Below are 20,877 nucleotides of genomic sequence, written 5' to 3' on the forward strand. Positions count from 1 at the left end.
TTTTATGAACAATCCGGGTTTGTTCCAATCAAGGTGGAACCTCGGCCGGCTGGTTCTGTGCAACGTAGTGCCATTAGCGCTACTGGCTTTCTGGTTATGGCCTACGGGCAACTCGCTGTGTGTGATTTTCGACGAGTGGCTGTTCCGCTCGCTCAATGCACCGCTGGCCAGCAACCCGATATGGCTCCACATCTGGGCAATTGCAAGTCTGCGCCCGTTCGACATCGTGGTCGGGCTGATTCTGCTGACGCTGCTGATCAAGGGCGACTGGGTATTCAAGGCCATTGATGTACGCCGGGCGTTTTTCGGTTTCCTGTCGATCCTGTTGTTGATGGTGGTGATCCGCGCGCTGTTTTCCAAGTTCGCCGATTACATGGACTGGCAGCACAGCAGCCCGTCGATGATGCTGCAAGGCGCCGTTCACATGAGCGATTACTTCCCGCATCTGGAAAAGACCTGGGAGCTGAAGGATCGCTCGAGCCAGAGCTTTCCCGGTGACCATGCTTCGGTGCTGTTGATCTGGGCGCTGTTCATGGGCATGCTCAGCCGCACGACCGGGCAGTTCCTGACGATCTGGGGGCTGACCTTGCTGTTCATGCTGCCGCGGCTGGTGGCCGGCGCGCATTGGGGTCAGGACGATTACATCGGTGGTGTATTGCTGGCGGTGTGGGCGTTAGGCTGGGGCTACTACACGCCGTTTGCGTATCACGCAGCAAATTTCTGGCTGAAGGTGACAGCGCCGATTTTCAATCTGCTCGGCAAACTGCCGGTTGTTTCGCGGATGAGTGTGGTGCGTAGCGCCTGATATCGAGTTGTTCAGGGCGAGTGCTGCGGACTCGATTCGCGAGCAAGCTCGCTCCTACAATGACCGCGTAGCGCTAAAGCAACTCGGTCAACTGTGAGAGCGAGCTTGCTCGCGAAAGGGACGGCACAGACACCATTGAACATCGCCCTACTCGGCATTGCTGTTCCCACGAAACTTGAACAAGTCCCGCCGCTGCTTCTTGCTCGGTTTGCCATCGGTGCTCACGCCCAGCGCCCCGGCCTTGCGCATCGCCGCAGCCGCCTCACGCTTTTCAACACTCACTTCGGTCTCGGCATACAACGTCTGTGCCTCAGGCGCGCCACGACGCACGATGGACAACGCCTCGACCCTCACCGTGCGCACTTCGAAACCGGTGCGAATCTCGAATTCATCGCCAATGCGTGGCTCTTTGCCAGGCTTGCAGCGCTCGCCTCGACAATGCACCTTGCCACTCTCGATCGCCGCTTTGGCCAAGGCACGGGTTTTATAAAAACGCGCTGCCCATAGCCACTTATCGAGACGGACCTTGTCGTCCTCTTCGCTTTTTTGTGCCATGGAATGTCCTCATTCTGAAATATGGGTGAACTGTACTACCGTTTCTGTCGTGCCATGAATTGCAGCATCCCGGATTACAATGCACCCATTCTGGTACCTGCTTCAGGGGCTGGTATTGCGGGCTGTAGAAATCTGTCGCCTTTTAACCCTTATTCTGCGTGAATACCGCGAATCCGGCCCCTGCGGGCTGAGCGGTTGTCACGGTTGAGCATTTTTTTGAAGACATTTGACCATTTGACCGTTGTCGGTCTGCGCGAGTGGGTGGCGCTCCCGGATTTGGGAGTCGCGGGCCTGCGGGCAAAAATTGACACCGGCGCCAGCACCTCCAGCTTGCATGCCACCGACATCGAACCGTTCGAACGCGACGGTAAGAAGTGGGTGCGCTTCACCGCGCATCTGGGCACGGTGGTGCAGTTGCGTCACCGGCGCTGTGAAGCGCCGCTGGTGACGCGTAAAACCATTAAAAGCTCCAACGGTCATACCCAGGAACGCTACGTGATCAGCACGACACTGGCCCTGGGTGATCGGGTCTGGCCGATCGAGTTCACCCTCGCCTGCCGCAAGTCCATGCGCTATCGCCTGTTGCTCGGCTCCAAAGCCTTGATCGACGGCCACCTGGTGGTCAATCCGGGCATCAAATATGTACAAGACAAGCCGGTGTTCCCGGTATCTACCTCCTCCACAGGTGTTGCATGAAGATCGCTGTGCTGTCGCGGAACCCGCGTCTGTATTCCACCCGTCGTCTGGTTGAAGCCGGCACCGAACGCGGGCATGAAATGGTCGTGATCGACACCTTGCGCGCCTACATGAACATCGCCAGCCACAAGCCGCAGATCCACTATCGCGGCAAACCGCTGGAAGGCTTCGACGCCGTGATTCCGCGGATCGGGGCGTCGGTGACGTTCTATGGCTGCGCGGTCTTGCGCCAGTTCGAAATGATGGGGGTGTTTCCGCTGAATGAATCGGTGGCCATCGCCCGCTCGCGCGACAAATTGCGTTCGTTGCAGTTGTTGTCGCGCCGCGGCATCGGTTTGCCGGTGACCGGATTTGCCCACTCGCCGGATGATATTCCCGACCTGATCGACATGGTCAACGGCGCGCCACTGGTGATCAAAGTGCTGGAAGGCACCCAGGGTATCGGTGTGGTGCTGTGTGAAACCGCGACCGCCGCCGAGTCGGTGATCGAAGCGTTCATGGGCCTGAAGCAGAACATCATGGTTCAGGAGTACATCAAGGAGGCTGGCGGTGCGGACATTCGCTGCTTCGTGGTCGGCGACAAGGTGATCGCGGCGATGAAGCGTCAGGCCAAACCGGGGGAGTTCCGCTCCAACCTGCATCGCGGCGGCAGCGCCAGCCTGATCAAGATCACCCCGGAAGAACGCATGACGGCGTTGCGTGCGGCGAAAGTCATGGGCCTGTCGGTCGCGGGCGTGGATATCCTGCGATCCAATCACGGGCCGTTGGTGATGGAGGTGAACTCGTCGCCGGGATTGGAGGGGATCGAGACCACCACCGGCAAGAACGTGGCGGGGATCATCATTGAGCATCTTGAGAAGAATGGCGGGCCGAACATGACCCGGACCAAAGGCAAGGGCTAATTCTGCGGCGGCAAGACGGCCGCCATCGCGAGCAGGCTCGCTCCCACAGTTGATCGCATTCCTTCAGGAAGAACACGGTCAATGTGGGAGCGAGCCTGCTCGCGAAGGTGCCATTAGCTTCAACGAAGATTCAGTGTTTAAACAGCATCCCGCGGCAACATCAACCCCAACGGCAACCTTACCCGCGCCTCCAGTCCACCACCGGACCGATTACGCAACTCAACATTGCCGCCATGCATCGAAGCAATCCGCTTCACGATCGCCAATCCCAATCCAGTACCCTTGCCGCCGCGCGCACGGTCGCCACGGGTGAACGGGTTGAAAATCGCCTCAAGCTCCGACGGATCAATCCCTGCGCCACGGTCCATCACACTCAGCACCACATAGGGGGCGCTGGTGTCACCGGACACATAAGCCGCGACTTCAACGCCACTGCCGGCATGATTCAAGGCGTTGCCGATCAGGTTATTCAACAAGCGCTTCATCGAAACCCGACGTAACGGAAACGGCTGGATCGGCTCCAGACGCAAGCGAACTTTCTCTTCGGTCTGGTTGTACGGTGCCGCGACTTCGCGCACCAGGTCGCTGAGATCGACCTCTTCCACCGACTCATCGCGACCATCGCGAATGAACGCGAGGAACTGGTCGAGAATCGCGTCCATGTCTTCGATGTCACGCACCATGTCGTCGGTCAGGTCGTTGCGGTCGCCCATCAATTCCAGTGACAGGCGCAAACGGGTCAAAGGTGTGCGTAAATCATGTGAAACCCCGGCGAGCATCAGTTCACGCTCGCGTCCGGCCTGTTCGACGTCTTCGGCCATCTGATTGAAGGCGCGATACACCTCGGTCATTTCGCTCGGCGTGTCGCTGATCGGCAGGCGCACGCTGCGGCCCTGACCGAGTTGCCGGGCGGCATAGACCAGCCGCTTCAAGGGCTGGTTGAGCTGGCTGACGAAAATCCACGCCGACGCCGTCGACAGCAAACCGATGGCCAGGAACCAACCGAGCACGTTCCAGATTTTCTGGCCGCGCAACGGGTGCGGGTACAGCGGGACTTTCAGCCAGCCATCACCCAGGCTCGGCGCGCGAACCCACAGCGCCGGCGGCGAGTGCATGCGTAAGCGCACTTCGGTGTCCGCGCCCAGCTCCGCCTGCATTTGCCGCTGGTAGATTTCGCTGTACGGCCAGTGCTGTTCGCCTTCCGGCACACCGGCGCCCACCACCCGGATCAGGGTTGCGGCGTCAGCGATCTTCGCGCGATTTTCTTCATCAGCGGCCCAATAGGCGCGCAGCGTCAGGGCGACGCCGTGGCTGTATTGGCGGTCCACTAGCACGTCCTCGTTCATCAACAGATAAACCAGGGTCAGCGCCTTGGAAAACAGCACGACAATGAGCACCAGCCAAAGGGTGCGAGAGAAAAAACTTTGGGGGAACCAGACGGGGGTTTTCATCAATAACCGCTACACACTTGCAGGAGCGAGCAATGCTCGCATATTGCGGATTGCGAGTCTGCGGGGATGGCCGTTCGACCAGCACCCGGCAGACTCGCTCCTACAAATCACCGATCACTTGGTGGCAGTGCCATCCGGAACAAACACGTAGCCCACGCCCCAGACAGTCTGGATGTAGCGCGGTTTCGACGGATCGGGTTCGATCATCCGGCGCAGACGGGAAATCTGCACGTCGATGGAACGCTCAAGAGCATCCCATTCGCGGCCACGGGCCAGGTTCATCAGTTTGTCGCGGGTCAGTGGCTGACGCGCGTTCATGACCAGGGCCTTGAGTACCGCAAACTCACCGGTGGTGAGCATGTGTACTTCGTCGCCGCGTTTCAGTTCACGGGTGGCCAGCGACAGCACGTAATCACCGAAGGTGACGTTTTCGTCTTCGCTGCCCGGCGCGCCCGGTACCGGTGCGGCCTGGCGACGCAGTACCGCTTTGACCCGGGCCATCAGCTCGTCCGGGTTGAACGGTTTGGCCAGGTAATCGTCGGCACCCAGTTCCAGGCCCTTGATGCGGCTCATCTCATCGCCCTTGGCGGTGAGCATGATGATCGGGATCTGGTTGTTCGCCGCCCGCAGACGACGGCAAGCGGTCAGACCGTCTTCGCCGGGCAGCATCAGGTCGAGGACGACCAGATTGAAGACCTCACGCGAGAGCAGACGATCCATTTGCTCGGTGTTCGGTACGGTACGGGCACGGTAGCCCTTGCTGACGAAAAACCGCTCCAGCAGGCTGCTCAGCCCCGGATCGTCGTCAACGATGAGAATTTTTTCGCCTTCAGCAGTTTGTGCAGTGCTGCTCATTAGATGCTCCTTTTAGCTCGGCGCGCATTATGGCGTAGCTGTCGTTATACGCACCGTGTGCATTGTTAGCAGATTTTTCCTTCACTGCCAGAAAACCGGGGTTTAAGCCTACAGACTGTGACACCCCCGAATGACAGAACGCTGGTTATAATGCGCGGCGTTTTGTGCCAGGCAACGTCTGAATCGTTACCGCAGGTGGCCGGGCTTTTTTCCTGGCGACCGCAGTAATTGTTCGATTTCACGGGTCAATGGACTGCCTTTTGACCCAGGCAGCGGCAATTTTCCAGCCGCTCAACCAGACTCCGGGCCTTTATTTCCGTGCCTGCGAGCCTGCTTTCACAATATGTCAGGTGGTTTTATGGACAGCATCAACAGCCGCATCGCCGAGGAACTCGGCGTACGCCCACAACAGGTCGAAGCGGCCGTCGCGCTACTCGATGAAGGCTCTACCGTTCCCTTCATCGCCCGTTACCGGAAAGAAGTCACCGGCAGCCTCGATGACACCCAGTTGCGTCATCTGGAAGAGCGTCTGCGCTACCTGCGAGAACTCGACGAACGGCGCATCAGCATCCTCGCCAGCATCGAAGAGCAAGGCAAACTCACCCCTGCCCTCGAGCGCGACATCAAACTCGCCGACACCAAGACCCGCCTCGAAGACTTGTACCTGCCGTACAAGCAGAAGCGCCGCACCAAGGGCCAGATCGCCCTGGAAGCCGGCCTCGGCGACCTGGCCGACAGCCTGTTCAACGACCCGAACCTGGCCCCGGAAGCCGAAGCCGCACGCTTCGTCGACGCCGAAAAAGGCGTGGCCGATGTGAAGGCAGCGCTCGAAGGCGCCAAATACATCCTGATGGAGCGTTTCGCCGAAGACGCCAGCCTGCTGGAAAAACTGCGTACCTACCTCAAGCAGGAAGCGACCCTCAGTGCCCGCGTGATCGCCGGCAAGGAAGAAGAAGGCGCCAAGTTCCGCGATTACTTCGAACACGACGAACCGCTGAAAAGCATGCCGTCGCACCGCGCCCTGGCGATCTTCCGTGGCCGCAACGAAGGCATTCTCAGCTCCGCGTTGAAAGTCGGCGACGAACTGCCGGGCACCATGCACCCGTGCGAAGGCATGATCGGCCAGCAATTCGGCATCCAGAACCAGAACCGTCCGGCCGACAAATGGCTCGGTGAGGTGGTGCGCTGGACGTGGAAGGTCAAGCTCTACACGCATCTCGAAACCGACCTGCTGGGCGAGTTGCGCGACGGCGCCGAAACCGAGGCGATCAACGTCTTCGCTCACAACCTGCACGACCTGCTGCTGGCTGCTCCGGCCGGTCCGCGCGCAACCCTGGGCCTTGACCCGGGCCTGCGTACCGGTTGCAAGGTGGCGGTGGTCGATTCGACCGGCAAACTGCTCGATCACGCCACGGTTTACCCGCACGTGCCGCACAACAAATGGGATCAGACCATCGCCATTCTGGCGGCCCTGTGCGCCAAGCACTCGGTTGACCTGATTGCCATCGGCAACGGCACCGCCAGCCGCGAAACCGACAAACTGGCGATCGAGCTGATCAAAAAATACCCAGCAATGAAGATGACCAAGGTCATGGTCTCCGAGGCGGGCGCATCGGTGTACTCGGCATCGGAACTGGCAGCCAAGGAATTCCCGGATCTGGACGTGTCGATCCGTGGCGCGGTATCGATTGCCCGTCGCTTGCAGGATCCGCTCGCTGAACTGGTGAAGATCGATCCGAAATCCATCGGTGTCGGCCAGTATCAGCACGACGTGTCGCAACTGAAACTGGCGCGCGGTCTGGACGCTGTGGTCGAGGACTGCGTGAACGCCGTCGGCGTCGACGTGAACACGGCTTCCGTGGCGCTACTGGCACGGATCTCCGGCCTAAACGCAACACTGGCGCAGAACATCGTGGCGCACCGCGACGAGCACGGCGCGTTCAAAACCCGCGCAGCGCTGAAGAAAGTCGCGCGTCTGGGCGAAAAAACCTTCGAACAGGCCGCCGGTTTCTTGCGCGTGATGAACGGCGACAACCCGCTGGATTCCTCGGCGGTTCACCCGGAAGCCTATCCGCTGGTGCAGCGCATTGCCGCTGAAACCGACCGCGACATCCGCTCGCTGATCGGCGATGCCGGGTTCCTCAAGCGTCTGGATCCGAAGAAGTTCACCGACGAGACCTTCGGTCTGCCGACCGTAACCGACATCCTCCAGGAACTGGAAAAACCGGGCCGCGACCCGCGTCCGGAGTTCAAGACTGCCGAGTTCCAGGAAGGCGTCGAAGACCTCAAGGACCTGCAACTGGGGATGATCCTCGAAGGCGTCGTGACCAACGTGACCGCGTTCGGCGCGTTCGTCGACATCGGCGTGCATCAGGACGGTCTGGTACACATCTCGGCGCTGTCGGAGAAGTTCATCAAGGATCCACGTGAAGCGGTGAAGGCCGGTGACGTGGTGAAAGTGAAGGTCATGGAAGTCGACATTCCGCGCAAACGCGTTGGCTTGTCGATGCGCATGGGTGACACCCCGGGCGAGAAGATCGATGGCGCCCGTGGCTCGCGCCCGGGCTCGGCGCAACGCCAGCCTTCGAACAACGCGCCACGCAAGGAAACCACCACCGCCGCGCCGGTGAACAATGCGATGGCTTCGCTGTTCGCCAACGCCAAGCAGTTGAAAAAACGCTGATGGAGATTCCGGCCGGGCTCGTCGAGAGCGCGTTTTTCAAGCTGTTGGGCTGCCGCCTGCACAGCCTGGAAACCGGGGTGGCGCAAGTCGCCCTGGGGCTGGAACCGGAACTGCGCAATCGCGGCGGCAAGTTGCACGGCGGCGCGCTGTTCAGTCTGGTCGACATCGCCATGGGGCTGGCCTGTTCCAGCGTTCATGGCTTCGATCAGCAGAGCGCGACCATCGAGTGCAAGATCAACTACATCCGCGCCGTTTCTGACGGTGAGGTGCTGTGCACGGCACGGGTCATCCACCCGGGCCGCCGCACGTTGGTGGTCGAAGCCGACGTGATGCAGGGCGACAAACTGGTCGCAAAAGCGCAAGGCACGTTCGCTGTCCTGTAGATGTTGTTCATCATTTTGAGTTAATTTCGGCGCTGTGATCGCAGCGTCGAGCTTTTCTGTGGGAGCGGGCTTGCTCGCGAAGGCGGTGTGTCAGGCGAATTGATGTTGACTGACACGCCCTCTTCGCGAGCAAGCCCGCTCCCACAGGGATCGCATAATCTTCGTGTGCATCAGCCAGATTCAGGGAATGAAGTTGGCGTTTCAACGGGGGCTTCCAGGCCCGAAAAACCAGGCGAAAACGCCAGTTTCAACTTCACCCTTGTAGACCGTCCTGCCCACCCCCATATTGGGGCGACTGACGCGTGAAGGAATCCAAATTGAGCGAACTTCTCAACCGCCGCCTGGCTCTGCTCGGTGAGCGCGCCAACCTCTCTCTGCTCGAACAGTGCCTTCACGGTATCGAACGTGAATGCCTGCGCGTGACCAGCGAAGGTCGTCTGGCGCAAACGCCGCACCCGGAAGCCTTGGGTTCCGCGCTGACCAATGAACAAATCACCACCGATTATTCCGAGTCGCTGCTGGAGTTCATCACGCCTGCCCTGCCCGATCCGGCCGACACGCTGGCGAGCCTGGACAAGATTCATCGTTTTGCCTACAGCAAACTCGGCAGCGAGTACCTGTGGAGTCCATCGATGCCGTGCCCGTTGCCGGCCGAGGAAGATATCCCGATCGCCTATTACGGCACCTCCAACATCGGTCAGCTCAAGTATGTCTACCGCAAGGGTCTGGCCCTGCGTTACGGCAAGACCATGCAGTGCATCGCCGGGATTCACTACAACTTCTCCCTGCCGGAAAAACTCTGGCCGCTGCTGAAGGAAGCCGAAGGTTTCGTCGGCACCGACCGCGATTTCCAGTCGTTTTCCTACATCGCGCTGATCCGCAACTTCCGTCGTTACAGCTGGCTGCTGATGTACCTGTTCGGTGCCTCGCCTGCACTGGATGCAGGTTTCCTGCGCGGTCGTTCGCATCAACTGGAACAACTGGACCCGGACACCCTGTATCTGCCGTACGCGACCAGCCTGCGCATGAGCGACCTCGGTTACCAGAGCAACGCCCAGGCTGGCCTGACGCCGTGCTACAACGATCTGGCCAGCTACACCGACAGCCTGCGCAAAGCCGTGGCCACGCCTTACGCGCCTTACGTTGAAGTCGGCACGCACAAGGATGGCGAGTGGGTTCAGTTGAACACCAACATCCTGCAAATCGAAAACGAGTACTACTCCAACATCCGCCCGAAACGTGTGACCTACACCGGCGAGCGGCCGATCCAGGCGCTGGTGGCCCGTGGCATTCAGTACGTCGAAGTGCGTTGCCTGGACATCAACCCGTTCCTGCCGATGGGCATCGATCTGACCGAGTCGCGCTTCCTCGATGCGTTCCTGCTGTATTGCGCACTGAATGACAGCCCGCTGCTGACCAACACCAGTTGCGGCAACGCGACCGCGAACTTCCTCAGCGTGGTCAAGGAAGGTCGCCGTCCGGGCCTGCAATTGCAGCGTGACGGGGAATCGGTCGAGATGAAAACGTGGGCAGCAGAACTGCTGGAGCAAATCGCGCCACTGGCAGCGCTGCTGGATCAAAGCCATGGCGGCGATGCACACAGCAAGGCGCTGGATGCACAACTGGCCAAGGTCAGCGATCCGTCGCTGACGCCTTCGGCGCAGGTGTTGGCGGCGATGGCTGAGCACAAGGAAAGCTTTGCGCAGTTCTCCCTGCGTCAGAGCCAGGCGCATGCCGAGTTTTTCCGTAGTGAGCCATTGGCGGCGGAAGAGCAGGCGAAGTTTGAAGAACTGGCGCGTACTTCGCTGGCGGCACAGGCTGAGCTGGAGCAGAACGAAGTGGGCGATTTCGATGTGTTTGTCGGGTCATATCAGGCGAGCATTTTGGCGATCAGTAACTAAGCGTTGCCTTGCATCGTTCCCACGCTCCGCGTCCAGGTGACGCGGAGCGTCATCGGCTGCATTCCCACGCAGAGCGTGGGAACGATCAATATCCCCCGCGCCTTAGATTTTTCCGCTCATAAGCTCATTCTAAAAAGTTATTTATTTTTAGATTCTTAGATCATTTAGTCTCCTTTCACGCCGACGCTCGGTCGCCTGATATGGAGCTGTTCAATGAAACTGAATTTCCCGCTTCGCCTGCTGGCCGTGGCCTCGTTGGCTGCCGCGAGCTTTCTGGCGCAGGCTGCCGACCTCACCGTCGCCTACCAAACCACCGTTGACCCGGCGAAAGTCGCTCAGGCCGACGGCGCTTATGAAAAAGCCACCAAGGCCGACATCAGCTGGCGCAAATTCGACAACGGCGCGGACATCATCGCGGCCATTGCCTCCGGTGACGTGCAGATCGGCTATCTGGGTTCGAGCCCGCTGACCGCGGCTATCACCCGCAAAGTCCCGGTCGAAACTTTCCTCATCGCCACCCAGATCGGCGCTGCCGAAGCGTTGGTCGCTCGCGACGGCTCCGGGATCAAGACGCCACAGGATCTGGTCGGCAAGAAAATCGCCGTGCCGTTCGTGTCCACCGGTCACTACAGCCTGCTCGCCGCGCTGAAGCACTGGAACATCGATCCTTCCAAAGTCACCGTGCTCAACCTCGCGCCGCCAGCGATCATCGCGGCGTGGAAACGCGGTGATATCGACGCCACTTACGTGTGGGATCCGGCCCTCGGCGTGGCCAAGGAAAACGGCAAAGTGCTGATCACTTCCGGTGAACTCGCCAAGTTCGGCGCGCCGACCTTCGATGCGTGGATCGTGCGCAAAGACTTCGCCGAGAAGCACCCGGAAATCGTCCGGGCATTCGCCAAAGTCACCCTCGACGCCTACGCCGATTACCGCAAAGACCCGAAAGCCTGGCTCGCCGATCAAGCCAACGTCGACAAACTGGTGAAGCTCTCCGGCGCCAAGGCCAGCGACATTCCGTTGCTGCTGCAGGGCAACGTCTACCCGCTGGCAGCGGATCAGGTCAGCGACCTCGGCGCACCGACCACCAAAGCCATCACCGACACCGCCGCGTTCCTCAAGGAGCAAGGCAAGGTCGAAGCGGTTCTGCCCGACTACGCGCCGTACGTCAGCGCCAAATACATCACCAACTGATCGGGAGGTAACCGCGATGGCCTTGCTACAGCTGGAGCGCATCAGCGCACAGTACCCGGGCAGCCCGACACCGGTGCTGGCGGATATTTCTCTGACCCTGGGGCCTCAGCAATTGCTGGTGGCCCTCGGCCCGTCCGGCAGTGGCAAGACTTCTCTGTTGAACCTGATTGCCGGTTTCGTCGAACCGAGCGCCGGGCGCATCACCCTCGATGGCGTGCCGGTCAAAGGCCCAAGCGCAGAGCGCGGCGTGGTGTTCCAGGACGACGCTCTGCTGCCTTGGCAGGACGTGTTGGCCAACGTGGCTTTCGGTCTGGAACTGGCCGGTGTGGCCAGGAACAAACGCGAACAGCGCGCTCGCGAGATGCTCGCGCTGGTCGATCTTGCCGGTTTCGAAAGCCGTCGTATCTGGCAACTGTCCGGCGGCCAGAAACAACGCGTCGGCCTCGCCCGCGCACTCGCTGCCGACCCGCGCGTGTTGCTGATGGACGAACCCTTCGGCGCGCTTGATGCCTTCACCCGCGAACAAATGCAGGAGCTGTTGCTGCAAGTCTGGCAGCGCACCGCCAAACCGGTGTTCCTGATTACCCACGACATTGAAGAAGCGGTGTTCCTCGCCACTGACCTGATTCTGCTCGCGCCGAATCCGGGGCAGATCGTCGAGCGTCTGCATCTGGATTTCGGTCAGCGCTACGCCGCTGGTGAGTCCGCCCGCGCGATCAAGTCCGACCCGCGGTTTATCGAAACCCGCGAGCACGTGCTGAGCAAAGTGTTCTCGCAACGCAGCGCCGTGCAACGGCAGGAGCGTGCATGAGCAGTTACGACGTTTCCGCCCCGGCAGTGAAAACCCCATCAGTGGCGGTTCCGCTGCGCCGCAGTCTCAGCACACGCTGGATCAGCCTGTTGACCTTGTTCGCCTTGCTGGCGGTCTGGTGGGCGGTGACCGCCACTGGATTGATCGAGCCGCTGTTCCTGCCGCCGCCGTCCGCCGTGTTGCAAAAAGGCTGGTTGCTGGCGACTACCGGTTACATGGACTCGACCCTTTGGCAGCATTTGGGCGCGAGCCTGAGCCGCATCGGACTGGGCCTTGGCTTTGCGATTCTGACCGCTGTGCCGGTGGGCATCGCCATTGGCGCCAACCGCATCGCTCGCGGCGTACTGGATCCGTTGATCGAGTTCTACCGCCCTATCCCACCGCTCGCCTACCTGCCGCTGATTGTGATCTGGTGCGGCATTGGCGAGTTGTCGAAAGTGCTGCTGATCTACCTGGCGATTTTCGCGCCGATCGCGATTGCCACTGCGACCGGCGTGCGCACCGTCGACCCGGCGAAATTGCGCGCCGCACAGTCACTGGGTGCGACCCGCGCACAACTGATTCGCCATGTGATTCTGCCGAGCGCGTTACCGGACATTCTCACTGGTGTGCGCATTGGTCTGGGGGTTGGCTGGTCGACACTGGTCGCCGCTGAACTGATTGCCGCCACCAGTGGTTTGGGCTTCATGGTGCAATCGGCCGCGCAATTTCTGGTCACCGACGTGGTGGTGCTGGGGATTCTGGTCATCGCACTGATCGCCTTCGCCATGGAAATGGGCCTGCGCGCTTTGCAACGCAAACTGGTGCCGTGGCACGGCCAGGCGCACTGAATAATTGCTATGTAAAGAACCCTGTGGGAGCGAGCCTGCTCGCGAATGCTGACTTTCTGTCGACATCTTTGCTGCCTGACACTCCGCTTTCGCGAGCAGGCTCGCTCCCACAAAAGCTAAATCCCGAATTCTAGAGAACCACCATGAGCAGCCTCAATATCACCCCGTTAAGCTCGGCCCTCGGCGCACAGATCAGCGGCGTCGACATCAGCCAGCCGTTGAGCCTGGAGTACCGCGACGCCATCGAGCAGGCGCTGCTCAAGTTCCAGGTGCTGTTCTTCCGCAATCAGCCGATCGAGCCTTCGCAACAGGCGCGCTTCGCTAATTACTTTGGCGACCTGCACATTCACCCGATCTACCCGAACGTGCCGGAACAGCCGGAAGTGCTGATTCTGGACACCGCCGTCACCGACGTGCGCGACAACGCGATCTGGCACACCGACGTGACCTTCCTGCCGACGCCGGCGATGGGCGCGGTGCTCAGCGCCAAGTTGTTGCCGGAGTTTGGCGGCGACACCTTGTGGGCCAGCGGGATTGCTGCGTATGAGGCGCTGTCGGCGCCGCTGAAGGCTTTGCTTGAAGGCCTGACCGCCACCCACGATTTCACTCGCTCGTTCCCATTGGAGCGTTACGGCAATACGCCCGAAGCGCTGGCGCAGTGGGAAGAGGCACGGCGCAAAAATCCGCCGTTGTCACACCCGGTGATTCGCACGCATCCGGTCAGCGGACGGCGTTCGTTGTTCGTCAACGAAGGCTTTACGTCGAAGATCAATGAGCTGTCGGAAACCGAAAGCGAGGCGATTCTGAAGTTCCTGTTCGCCCACGCGACGCGGCCAGAGTTCACCATTCGCTGGCGCTGGCAGAAGGACGATATTGCGTTCTGGGATAACCGCGTGACCCAGCATTACGCGGTGGACGATTACCGCCCGGCGCGGCGGGTGATGCAGCGGGCTACGGTGTTGGGGGATATGCCGTTTTTTCGGTAATTACCGACATCTTCATTACCTGAACCGGCTCCTTCGCGAGCAGGCTCGCTCCCACATTGGAACGCATTTCCCTGTGGGAGCGAGCCTGCTCGCGAAAGCTTTTTGAGCTTGAAACTTATTCCGCCGTCGAAGGCTTCTCCCAAAGATTGATCCCGCCCTCTTGGGCAAACCGGTCAATCTCCGCCAGTTCCTCAGCGCTAAAGCTCAAATTCTTCAACGCCCCGACGTTCTCGATAATCTGCTCCGGCCGGCTTGCGCCGATCAATGCCGAGGTCACTCGTGGGTCACGCAGCGTCCAGGCCAGTGCCAGTTGCGCCAGGCTCTGACCGCGACGTTTGGCGATCTCGTTCAACGCACGCACGTGGGCAATGTTGGCTTCGGACAAGTGCGAAGCCTGAAACGATCCACCGCCCGGACGATTGACCCGCGCATCCGCCGGCACGCCGTTGAGGTATTTGTCGGTCAGCAGACCTTGCGCCAACGGCGTGAAGGCGATGACGCCGGTGCCGAGTTCATCGGTGGTATCGAGCAGATCCTTTTCCACCCAGCGATTGAGCAGGTTGTACGCCGGTTGGTGAATCAGCAGCGGCACTTTCCATTCTTTGAGCAGCGCGGCGATCTCGCGGGTTTTCACCCCGGAATACGAGGAGATGCCGATGTACAACGCCTTGCCTTGTTGCACCGCAGTGGCGAGGGCGCTAGCAGTTTCTTCCAGCGGGGTGTCCGGGTCGAAGCGGTGCGAATAGAAGATATCCACATAGTCCAGACCGAGGCGTTGCAGGCTCTGGTCGAGGCTGGCCAGCACGTATTTGCGTGAGCCACCACCCTGGCCGTAAGGGCCGGGCCACATGTCCCAACCGGCCTTGCTGGAGATGATCAACTCGTCGCGGTACTGCTTGAAGTCTTCGCGCAGCAGGCGGCCGAAGTTGGTCTCGGCGCTGCCGTACGGCGGGCCGTAGTTGTTGGCCAGGTCGAAGTGGTTGATCCCCAGGTCGAACGCGGTACGCAGCAAGGCGCGCTGGGTGTCGATCGGCGTGCTGTCACCGAAGTTGTGCCACAGGCCCAGCGACAGCGCCGGCAGCACCAGACCGCTGCGCCCGACGCGGCGGTAAGGGATGGAGTCGTAGCGGTTTTCGGCAGCGGTGTAAGTCATCGAATCCTCTCTTGTCTGTCTTGAAATGGGTGTCGACCTGCTCGCGAAGGGTGTTACACAAATCTATTGCCGGGTCGGGCAAGCCCAACGTTCTGGCGCAACGTCCGACCTTCATACTCAGTTCTGAACAACCCGCGCCGTTGCAGTTCCGGGACCACGCCAGTGGCGAAGTCTTCGAGCCCGCCCGGCAAATGCGGCACCAGCACATTGAAACCGTCGGCCGCGCCCTGTTCGAACCATTCCTGCAAGCGATCAGCGATCTGCTCGGGGGTACCGACCAGGCTGTAATGCCCTCGCCCACCGGCAATCTTGCGACCGAGTTCGGCAAGGCTCAGGTTCTCCCGGCCCGCCAATTCTGTCAGCAGTTTCTGCCGGCTCTGCTGGCCGCTTTCCGTCAGCGGTAGCTCAGGCATCGGCCCGTCCAGCGGGTACTTCGACAAGTCGAAGTTGCCCAGCATACGCCCAAGCAAGGCGACGCCAACCTCGGGTTCGACCAATTGCTGAAACGTTTCAAATTTTTCCTGCGCCTGGGCCTCTGTTTGCCCGACCACGACGAAAACCCCGGGCATGATCTTCAGCGAATCGGCACTGCGCCCGTACTTGGGCAAACGTCCTTTGAGGGCGGCATAAAACGCTTGGGCGCCGGTCCCGTTGTCCTCCCAACTGTCCCAGAGCCCGTTATCGAACGCGAAAGCACCTGACGAATAGGGCGAGGACTGAATTGGCTATGCTCTAAAGGACACCGAGGCGGCCCATTCGCGGGCAAGCCCGCTCCCACAGGTTTCTGCGTTGAACACAAAATCTGTGAACGACGCCAATCCCTGTGGGAGCGGGCTTGCCCGCGAAGGCGGCGGATCAAGCACCACATATCCCGAAGGCAAGTCTATGCACACCGCCATCATCATTTTCTTCGGCCTGGTTCTGCTCGCCCTGATGCTCTACATCGGTGAGCGCATCGGCTTCAGCCGTCAGACCATGGCCTACGGCTTCGCCGCGCTGTGGCTGGCATTGACGGTGATTAATGGCGCGGTGGGGGTGGTGCATGCCGGCCAGTCCGTGGGATCGGAACTGGTGATCGGCAGTGCGGTATATGGCGTGCCGCTGGCGGCGATGGTGTTGTTCATGGTGCTGAGCGCCGAGTCGTAAAACGTCCCGACGCTCAGCTCATGATCAACGCACCAGGTGCAGGAACTGCATGTGGCGCTCGTACTGGTCGAGGATGTCGTTGATGATCTGCTCCTTGGTGTAGCCGACCAGATCGTAGTCCTGACTGCCCTCGCTCAGATGCACTTCGGCGCGGTAATAGCGGCGGTTGTTGAGCTGTTTGGAGCCCATACCGCCACGCGCAAATGATGGCGTGAAGTAGCCGCGCATCTGCACCTGATAAATGAACGGATGCTGCTCGCCGTGGCCGATTTCCAGGCTGACGTTGTCATGCGCCGGATCCGGCTGGGTGACCACGTTCAGGCCTTTCTCGACGAACACCGCGGTCACTTCTTCAATCGCCGGGCGCACGGTGGTGTCCATGAAGCGGTACACCTCATCACGCGACGGGAAGTGCACGGCCTGACTCAAGCGCTGGCGCCAGCCCCCCGTGCCACGTCGCGCACCCGACACCGGCGCCAGCGAATGCAGTTGCGCGATCTGCTTCTGCGATTCGAGATAGAACGCCTTGTGCAGGCCCCACATCATCAGCAGCAGAATCAGCGAGAACGGCAACGAGGTCAGCACTACCGCTGATTTCAGCGCATCGATACTGCCAGAGAACAGCAGCGCGCTGGTGATCAGCGCGGTCATCGCGCCCCAGAATACCCGCAGCCATTTCGGCCCGTCTTCATCCGGGTTGCCGCCCTTGGCCGACAGCGTCGAAAGCACCACGGTGCCGGAGTCGGCGGAGGTGACGAAGAACACGAAGCTGATGAACACCGTCACGGCGATGACGGTTTTGCTCCACGGGTAGGTTTCCAGCAACAGATAAATGCTCATCGACGGGTTGTCGATGGCCGACATGCCAAGTGCGCTCATGCCGTGGTTGAGCACTTGATCAAGGGCGCTGTTGCCGAAAATCGACATCCACGCCAGGGTGAAACCGAGCGGGATCAGCAGCACACCGAAGACGAACTCACGGATGGTGCGGCCACGGGAAATCCGGGCGATGAACAGGCCCACGAACGGCGACCATGCGATCCACCAGGCCCAGTAAAACACGGTCCAGCCACCGAGCCAGTCGCTCGGTTTGTCGTAGGCATAGAGGTCGAAACTCTTCATCGGCAAGGCACCGAGGTAGTCGCCGACGTTCTGGATCAGGGTGTTGAGCAGGTGCTGGGTGGGACCTGCGAACAACACGAACAGCAGCAGCGCACAGGCCAGCAGCATGTTGATGTCAGACATCACCCGCACGCCTTTATCCACACCGGAGACGGCAACGATGATCGCCGCGCCCATCATCAGCGTGATCAGGCCGACCTGAATCCACTGGGTATGAGCGATGCCAAACAGGTAGTCGAGGCCCGAGTTGAGGTGCAACACGCCGAAGCCCATGTCAGCGCCAAGACCAAACACCGTGGCGATGATGCCGAAGCCATCCACTGCATAACCGATGGGGCCGTTGATGCGTTTGCCGATCAGTGGATACAGCGCCGAACGCAGGGCCAGTGGCAGGTTATGCCGATACGCGAAGTACGCCAGCGCCATGCCGACAAAGGCAAAAACGCCCCAGCCGTGCAGGCCCCAGTGCAGAAACAGAACCTGCATCGCCTGACGCGCAGCCTCCGCTGTACCGGCCTCGCCTTGCGGCGGCTGGAGCATGTGGGTCAGCGGTTCGGACACGCAGAAGAAGAACAGCGTGATGCTGATCCCGGCGGCGAAGAGCATGCCGGCCCAGGACAGGTAACTGAATTCGGGCTCGTCGTGGTCGGCACCGAGTTTTATCTTGCCGTAGCCGGATAACGCGGTGACCACCACGAAGACCAGATACAGCGTCATCGCGAGCATGTAGTACCAGCCGACCGTGTTGGCCGCCCAGTTTTGCGCTTCCAGCAGCCAGGCACCGGCCTGTTCGGGCATGGCGATGACCACGAGACCAAACAGCAGAATGACCGTCGCGGCGAAGTAGAACACCGGCGGATTCATGCGCACCAGACCGCTGGCGGGGGTAGACGATGCACTCATGAAGCATGCACCTCGAGGGGTTGAAACGTGGCTGAAATGATCGGACTCAGCAAAGGCAAGCCTCCTGTTGTGAGCGGGCAGCGAACCACCGGTTTAACTTGAATGAACGTTCAAGTTAAACATGGATAGGGCGCTAAGGACTAATCGCACGGCTAAGCGGTAGCTTTCCTACGCTAGCTCAAGGAGGGGTATGACGTGGGTTTGGGGCGATTCGTTCACTGGAGAATTGGCGGAAGGCCATTATCTTGATACAACCTTAAAACATTCGCGAGCAGGCTCGCTCCCACTTTGGAATGCGTTCCACTGTGGGAGCGAGCCTGCTCGCGAAGAGGCCTGATGCAGCAACGCAGATTCAGAAACCTACTTCTGCGTCCCGTCATCATGCTGCAGATTGGCCTGAGTCAAATTGCACCCTGCCGGCACACTGCGGGTCAGCCACACGTTGCCACCAATGGTCGAGCCCTTGCCAATCGTGATCCGCCCAAGAATCGTCGCCCCGGCGTAAATGACCACATCATCCTCGACAATCGGATGGCGTGGATGGCCCTTCTGCAACTGCCCGTCTTCATCGGCCGGGAAGCGCTTGGCGCCCAATGTCACCGCCTGATAAATCCGCACGCGCTCACCAATGATCGCCGTCTCGCCGATCACCACACCCGTGCCGTGATCGATAAAGAAACTGCGGCCGATCTGCGCACCCGGGTGGATATCAATACCAGTGGCCGAGTGCGCAATCTCCGCGCTGATCCGCGCCAGCAACGGCAGCCCCGCGCGATACAAATGGTGGGCCAGACGATGGTGAATCACCGCCAGAATCCCCGGGTAGCACAGCAGCACTTCATCGACACTGCGCGCCGCCGGATCGCCGTGATAGGCCGCCAGCACATCGGTGTCGAGCAACGTGCGCAACCCCGGCAATGCCAGGGCGAAATCCTGAACGATCTGGATCGCCCGGGCTTCGACTTCGGTGTCCGCCTGAGCACTGTGCCGGGCGACATAACGCAATTCCAGGCGTGTCTGCGCCAGCAATGCATTCAACGCCACGTCGAGGGTGTGGCCGACGTAAAAATCTTCACTTTCTTCACGCAGATCGACCGGCCCCAAACGCATCGGGAACAGCGCGCCACACAACGCCTCGAGAATTTCCGCCATCGCCGCCCGCGACGGCAACTCGCGACCGCCCTGCTCGCCGGACGCCCGGCCGTTCTGTGCACGCCACTGATCCCGCGCGCTGCGCAGTTGGCTGACGATGGTCTGCAATTGCCAATGGCTGGAACGCTCGCTCACGGTAAAGACTCCTCTCGGGCGGCCGGACTGTCTGGCCGCGTCAACGGCGACCACTTTACGACATGCTCGCGAGGGCGAATTAAGAACCGATAGTGCTGGACTCAGTCCATTTGGCTATAAGCGATCCACGGTTGCCCATGCAAAATCGACTGCCTATAGTCCTTTCATCTTTCTCCGCCAGTACGGACTCATGATCAAACAACAGCTTGACCGCTTTAGCCGCCTCGACCTGCTCGGCCACCCTACCCCACTGGAAAAACTCGAGCGCCTGTCCACCTGGCTCGGCCGCGACGTGTACATCAAACGCGACGACCTGACGCCACTGGCCATGGGCGGCAACAAGCTGCGCAAACTCGAATACCTCGCCGCCGACGCGCTGGCGCAAGGTGCCGACACCCTGATCACTGCCGGTGCGCTGCAATCGAACCACGTGCGCCAGACCGCCGCACTGGCCGCCAAACTCGGTCTCGGCTGTGTGGCGCTGCTGGAAAATCCGCTGGGCACCGATGACAGCAATTACACCGGCAACGGTAATCGGCTACTGCTGGACCTGTTCGACACCAAAGTCGAGTTGGTCGAAAACCTCGACAACCCCGACGAACAACTGGCCGCACTCGCCGCGCGTTTGCGCAGCAACGGCAAGAAGCCGTATCTGGTGCCGATCGGTGGCTCCAACGCCCTCGGTGCTTTGGGTTATGTGCGCGCAGGCCTGGAACTGGCCGAGCAGATCAAGGACACCGGCCTGGAATTCGCCGCTGTCGTATTGGCCTCCGGCAGCGCCGGGACTCACAGTGGACTGGCGCTGGCCCTGGCCGAAGCCCTGCCGCAATTGCCGGTGATCGGCGTGACCGTGTCGCGCAGCGAAGAAGACCAGCGCCCGAAGGTGCAGGGTCTGGCGGAACGCACGGCGGACCTGCTCGGTATAGCGTTACCGGCAAGCTTCAAGGTCCAATTGTGGGACGAATACTTCGGCCCGCGTTACGGCGAACCGAATGCCGGGACATTGTCGGCGGTGAAATTGCTGGCGAGTCAGGACGCGGTGTTGCTCGATCCGGTTTATACCGGCAAGGCCATGGCCGGGCTGCTCGATGGCATCGGCCGGCAGCGCTTCAATGAAGGCCCGATCATCTTCCTGCATACCGGCGGGGCGCCAGCGTTGTTTGCCTACAAGGATTTCCTGTAACAGAAGATCAAAAGATCGCAGCCTTCCGCAGCTC

Annotated in this window: 18 protein-coding genes and 1 pseudogene; 12 read left to right on the plus strand and 7 right to left on the minus strand. The window is 60.5% G+C overall.

The window, feature by feature from the left end:
* The first annotated feature begins 4 nt into the window (after positions 1-4).
* Positions 5-805 carry a phosphatase PAP2 family protein gene (locus ATI02_RS14170; protein ID WP_100846589.1) on the plus strand — a complete coding sequence of 267 codons (801 nt, stop codon included), beginning with the start codon at positions 5-7 and terminating at the stop codon, positions 803-805.
* 147 nt (positions 806-952) lie between these two features.
* Here the strand turns inward: ATI02_RS14170 and ATI02_RS14175 are convergent, their stop codons facing one another.
* Positions 953-1,360: an Hsp15 family ribosome-associated heat shock protein gene (locus ATI02_RS14175; RefSeq protein ID WP_095190571.1), complete on the minus strand. Its 408-nt coding sequence runs from the start codon at positions 1,358-1,360 to the stop codon at positions 953-955.
* Between the two features lie 216 nt (positions 1,361-1,576).
* Between ATI02_RS14175 and rimB the strand changes: the two genes are divergently transcribed.
* Positions 1,577-2,056, plus strand: coding sequence for a retropepsin-like aspartic endopeptidase RimB (rimB, locus tag ATI02_RS14180; RefSeq protein WP_095190570.1), 480 nt, complete (start codon positions 1,577-1,579; stop codon positions 2,054-2,056).
* Entirely contained in the window at positions 2,053-2,958 is a 906-nt protein-coding gene (gene rimK, locus ATI02_RS14185) for a 30S ribosomal protein S6--L-glutamate ligase (RefSeq protein ID WP_007952690.1), read from the plus strand. Before rimB ends, rimK begins: the two co-directional genes overlap by 4 nt.
* A gap of 137 nt (positions 2,959-3,095) precedes the next feature.
* Here rimK and ATI02_RS14190 read toward each other — a convergent pair whose 3' ends face one another.
* Together ATI02_RS14190 and ompR are read right to left on the minus strand one after the other, a co-directional pair.
* Complete coding sequence (locus tag ATI02_RS14190) at positions 3,096-4,409, minus strand: ATP-binding protein (RefSeq protein WP_095190569.1); 1,314 nt, start codon at positions 4,407-4,409, stop codon at positions 3,096-3,098.
* A gap of 114 nt (positions 4,410-4,523) precedes the next feature.
* A complete protein-coding gene (gene ompR / locus ATI02_RS14195) occupies positions 4,524-5,264 on the minus strand; it encodes an osmolarity response regulator transcription factor OmpR (protein WP_095190568.1) in 741 nt (246 codons plus the stop codon).
* Between the two features lie 358 nt (positions 5,265-5,622).
* Between ompR and ATI02_RS14200 the strand changes: the two genes are divergently transcribed.
* The 7 genes from ATI02_RS14200 (at position 5,623) to tauD (ending at position 14,049) form a co-directional block, all read left to right on the plus strand.
* On the plus strand, positions 5,623-7,947 hold the full coding sequence (locus ATI02_RS14200) for a Tex family protein (protein ID WP_100846590.1): 2,325 nt from the start codon (positions 5,623-5,625) through the stop codon (positions 7,945-7,947).
* Positions 7,947-8,330 carry a PaaI family thioesterase gene (locus tag ATI02_RS14205; protein WP_095190566.1) on the plus strand — a complete coding sequence of 128 codons (384 nt, stop codon included), beginning with the start codon at positions 7,947-7,949 and terminating at the stop codon, positions 8,328-8,330. Before ATI02_RS14200 ends, ATI02_RS14205 begins: the two co-directional genes overlap by 1 nt.
* Positions 8,331-8,647: 317 nt before the next feature.
* On the plus strand, positions 8,648-10,231 hold the full coding sequence (gene gshA / locus ATI02_RS14210) for a glutamate--cysteine ligase (protein WP_100846591.1): 1,584 nt from the start codon (positions 8,648-8,650) through the stop codon (positions 10,229-10,231).
* Between the two features lie 213 nt (positions 10,232-10,444).
* On the plus strand, positions 10,445-11,422 hold the full coding sequence (gene tauA / locus ATI02_RS14215) for a taurine ABC transporter substrate-binding protein (RefSeq protein WP_095190564.1): 978 nt from the start codon (positions 10,445-10,447) through the stop codon (positions 11,420-11,422).
* A gap of 16 nt (positions 11,423-11,438) precedes the next feature.
* Positions 11,439-12,233, plus strand: a complete 795-nt coding sequence (tauB, locus tag ATI02_RS14220) for a taurine ABC transporter ATP-binding subunit (RefSeq protein ID WP_100846592.1) — start codon at positions 11,439-11,441, stop codon at positions 12,231-12,233.
* Positions 12,230-13,063, plus strand: coding sequence for a taurine ABC transporter permease TauC (gene tauC / locus ATI02_RS14225; protein ID WP_095190562.1), 834 nt, complete (start codon positions 12,230-12,232; stop codon positions 13,061-13,063). Before tauB ends, tauC begins: the two co-directional genes overlap by 4 nt.
* Before the next feature lie 143 nt (positions 13,064-13,206).
* A complete protein-coding gene (gene tauD / locus ATI02_RS14235) occupies positions 13,207-14,049 on the plus strand; it encodes a taurine dioxygenase (RefSeq protein WP_100846593.1) in 843 nt (280 codons plus the stop codon).
* A gap of 115 nt (positions 14,050-14,164) precedes the next feature.
* On the opposite strand, the gene mgrA is transcribed toward tauD, so the two are convergent.
* Both mgrA and ATI02_RS14245 read right to left on the minus strand, forming a co-directional pair.
* Entirely contained in the window at positions 14,165-15,202 is a 1,038-nt protein-coding gene (gene mgrA, locus ATI02_RS14240) for an L-glyceraldehyde 3-phosphate reductase (protein ID WP_100846594.1), read from the minus strand.
* A 53-nt stretch (positions 15,203-15,255) separates the two neighbouring features.
* Positions 15,256-15,843 (minus strand): annotated as a pseudogene (locus ATI02_RS14245) (LLM class flavin-dependent oxidoreductase); the annotation flags it as partial.
* Between the two features lie 244 nt (positions 15,844-16,087).
* On the opposite strand from ATI02_RS14245, the gene ATI02_RS14250 reads away from it, so the two are divergent.
* Positions 16,088-16,348 (plus strand): hypothetical protein, encoded by a 261-nt coding sequence (locus tag ATI02_RS14250; RefSeq protein WP_095190559.1) that lies wholly within the window; start codon positions 16,088-16,090, stop codon positions 16,346-16,348.
* A gap of 24 nt (positions 16,349-16,372) precedes the next feature.
* Here the strand turns inward: ATI02_RS14250 and betT are convergent, their stop codons facing one another.
* Positions 16,373-18,334 carry a choline transporter BetT gene (gene betT, locus ATI02_RS14255; RefSeq protein ID WP_167394911.1) on the minus strand — a complete coding sequence of 654 codons (1,962 nt, stop codon included), beginning with the start codon at positions 18,332-18,334 and terminating at the stop codon, positions 16,373-16,375.
* A gap of 399 nt (positions 18,335-18,733) precedes the next feature.
* Positions 18,734-19,660, minus strand: coding sequence for a serine O-acetyltransferase EpsC (gene epsC, locus ATI02_RS14260; protein ID WP_016983653.1), 927 nt, complete (start codon positions 19,658-19,660; stop codon positions 18,734-18,736).
* A gap of 190 nt (positions 19,661-19,850) precedes the next feature.
* Between epsC and ATI02_RS14265 the strand changes: the two genes are divergently transcribed.
* On the plus strand, positions 19,851-20,843 hold the full coding sequence (locus ATI02_RS14265) for a D-cysteine desulfhydrase (RefSeq protein ID WP_100846595.1): 993 nt from the start codon (positions 19,851-19,853) through the stop codon (positions 20,841-20,843).
* Positions 20,844-20,877: the final 34 nt, after the last annotated feature.

Origin of the sequence: Pseudomonas baetica, assembly GCF_002813455.1 — a bacterium.
Classification (GTDB): Bacteria; Pseudomonadota; Gammaproteobacteria; order Pseudomonadales; family Pseudomonadaceae; genus Aquipseudomonas; species Aquipseudomonas baetica.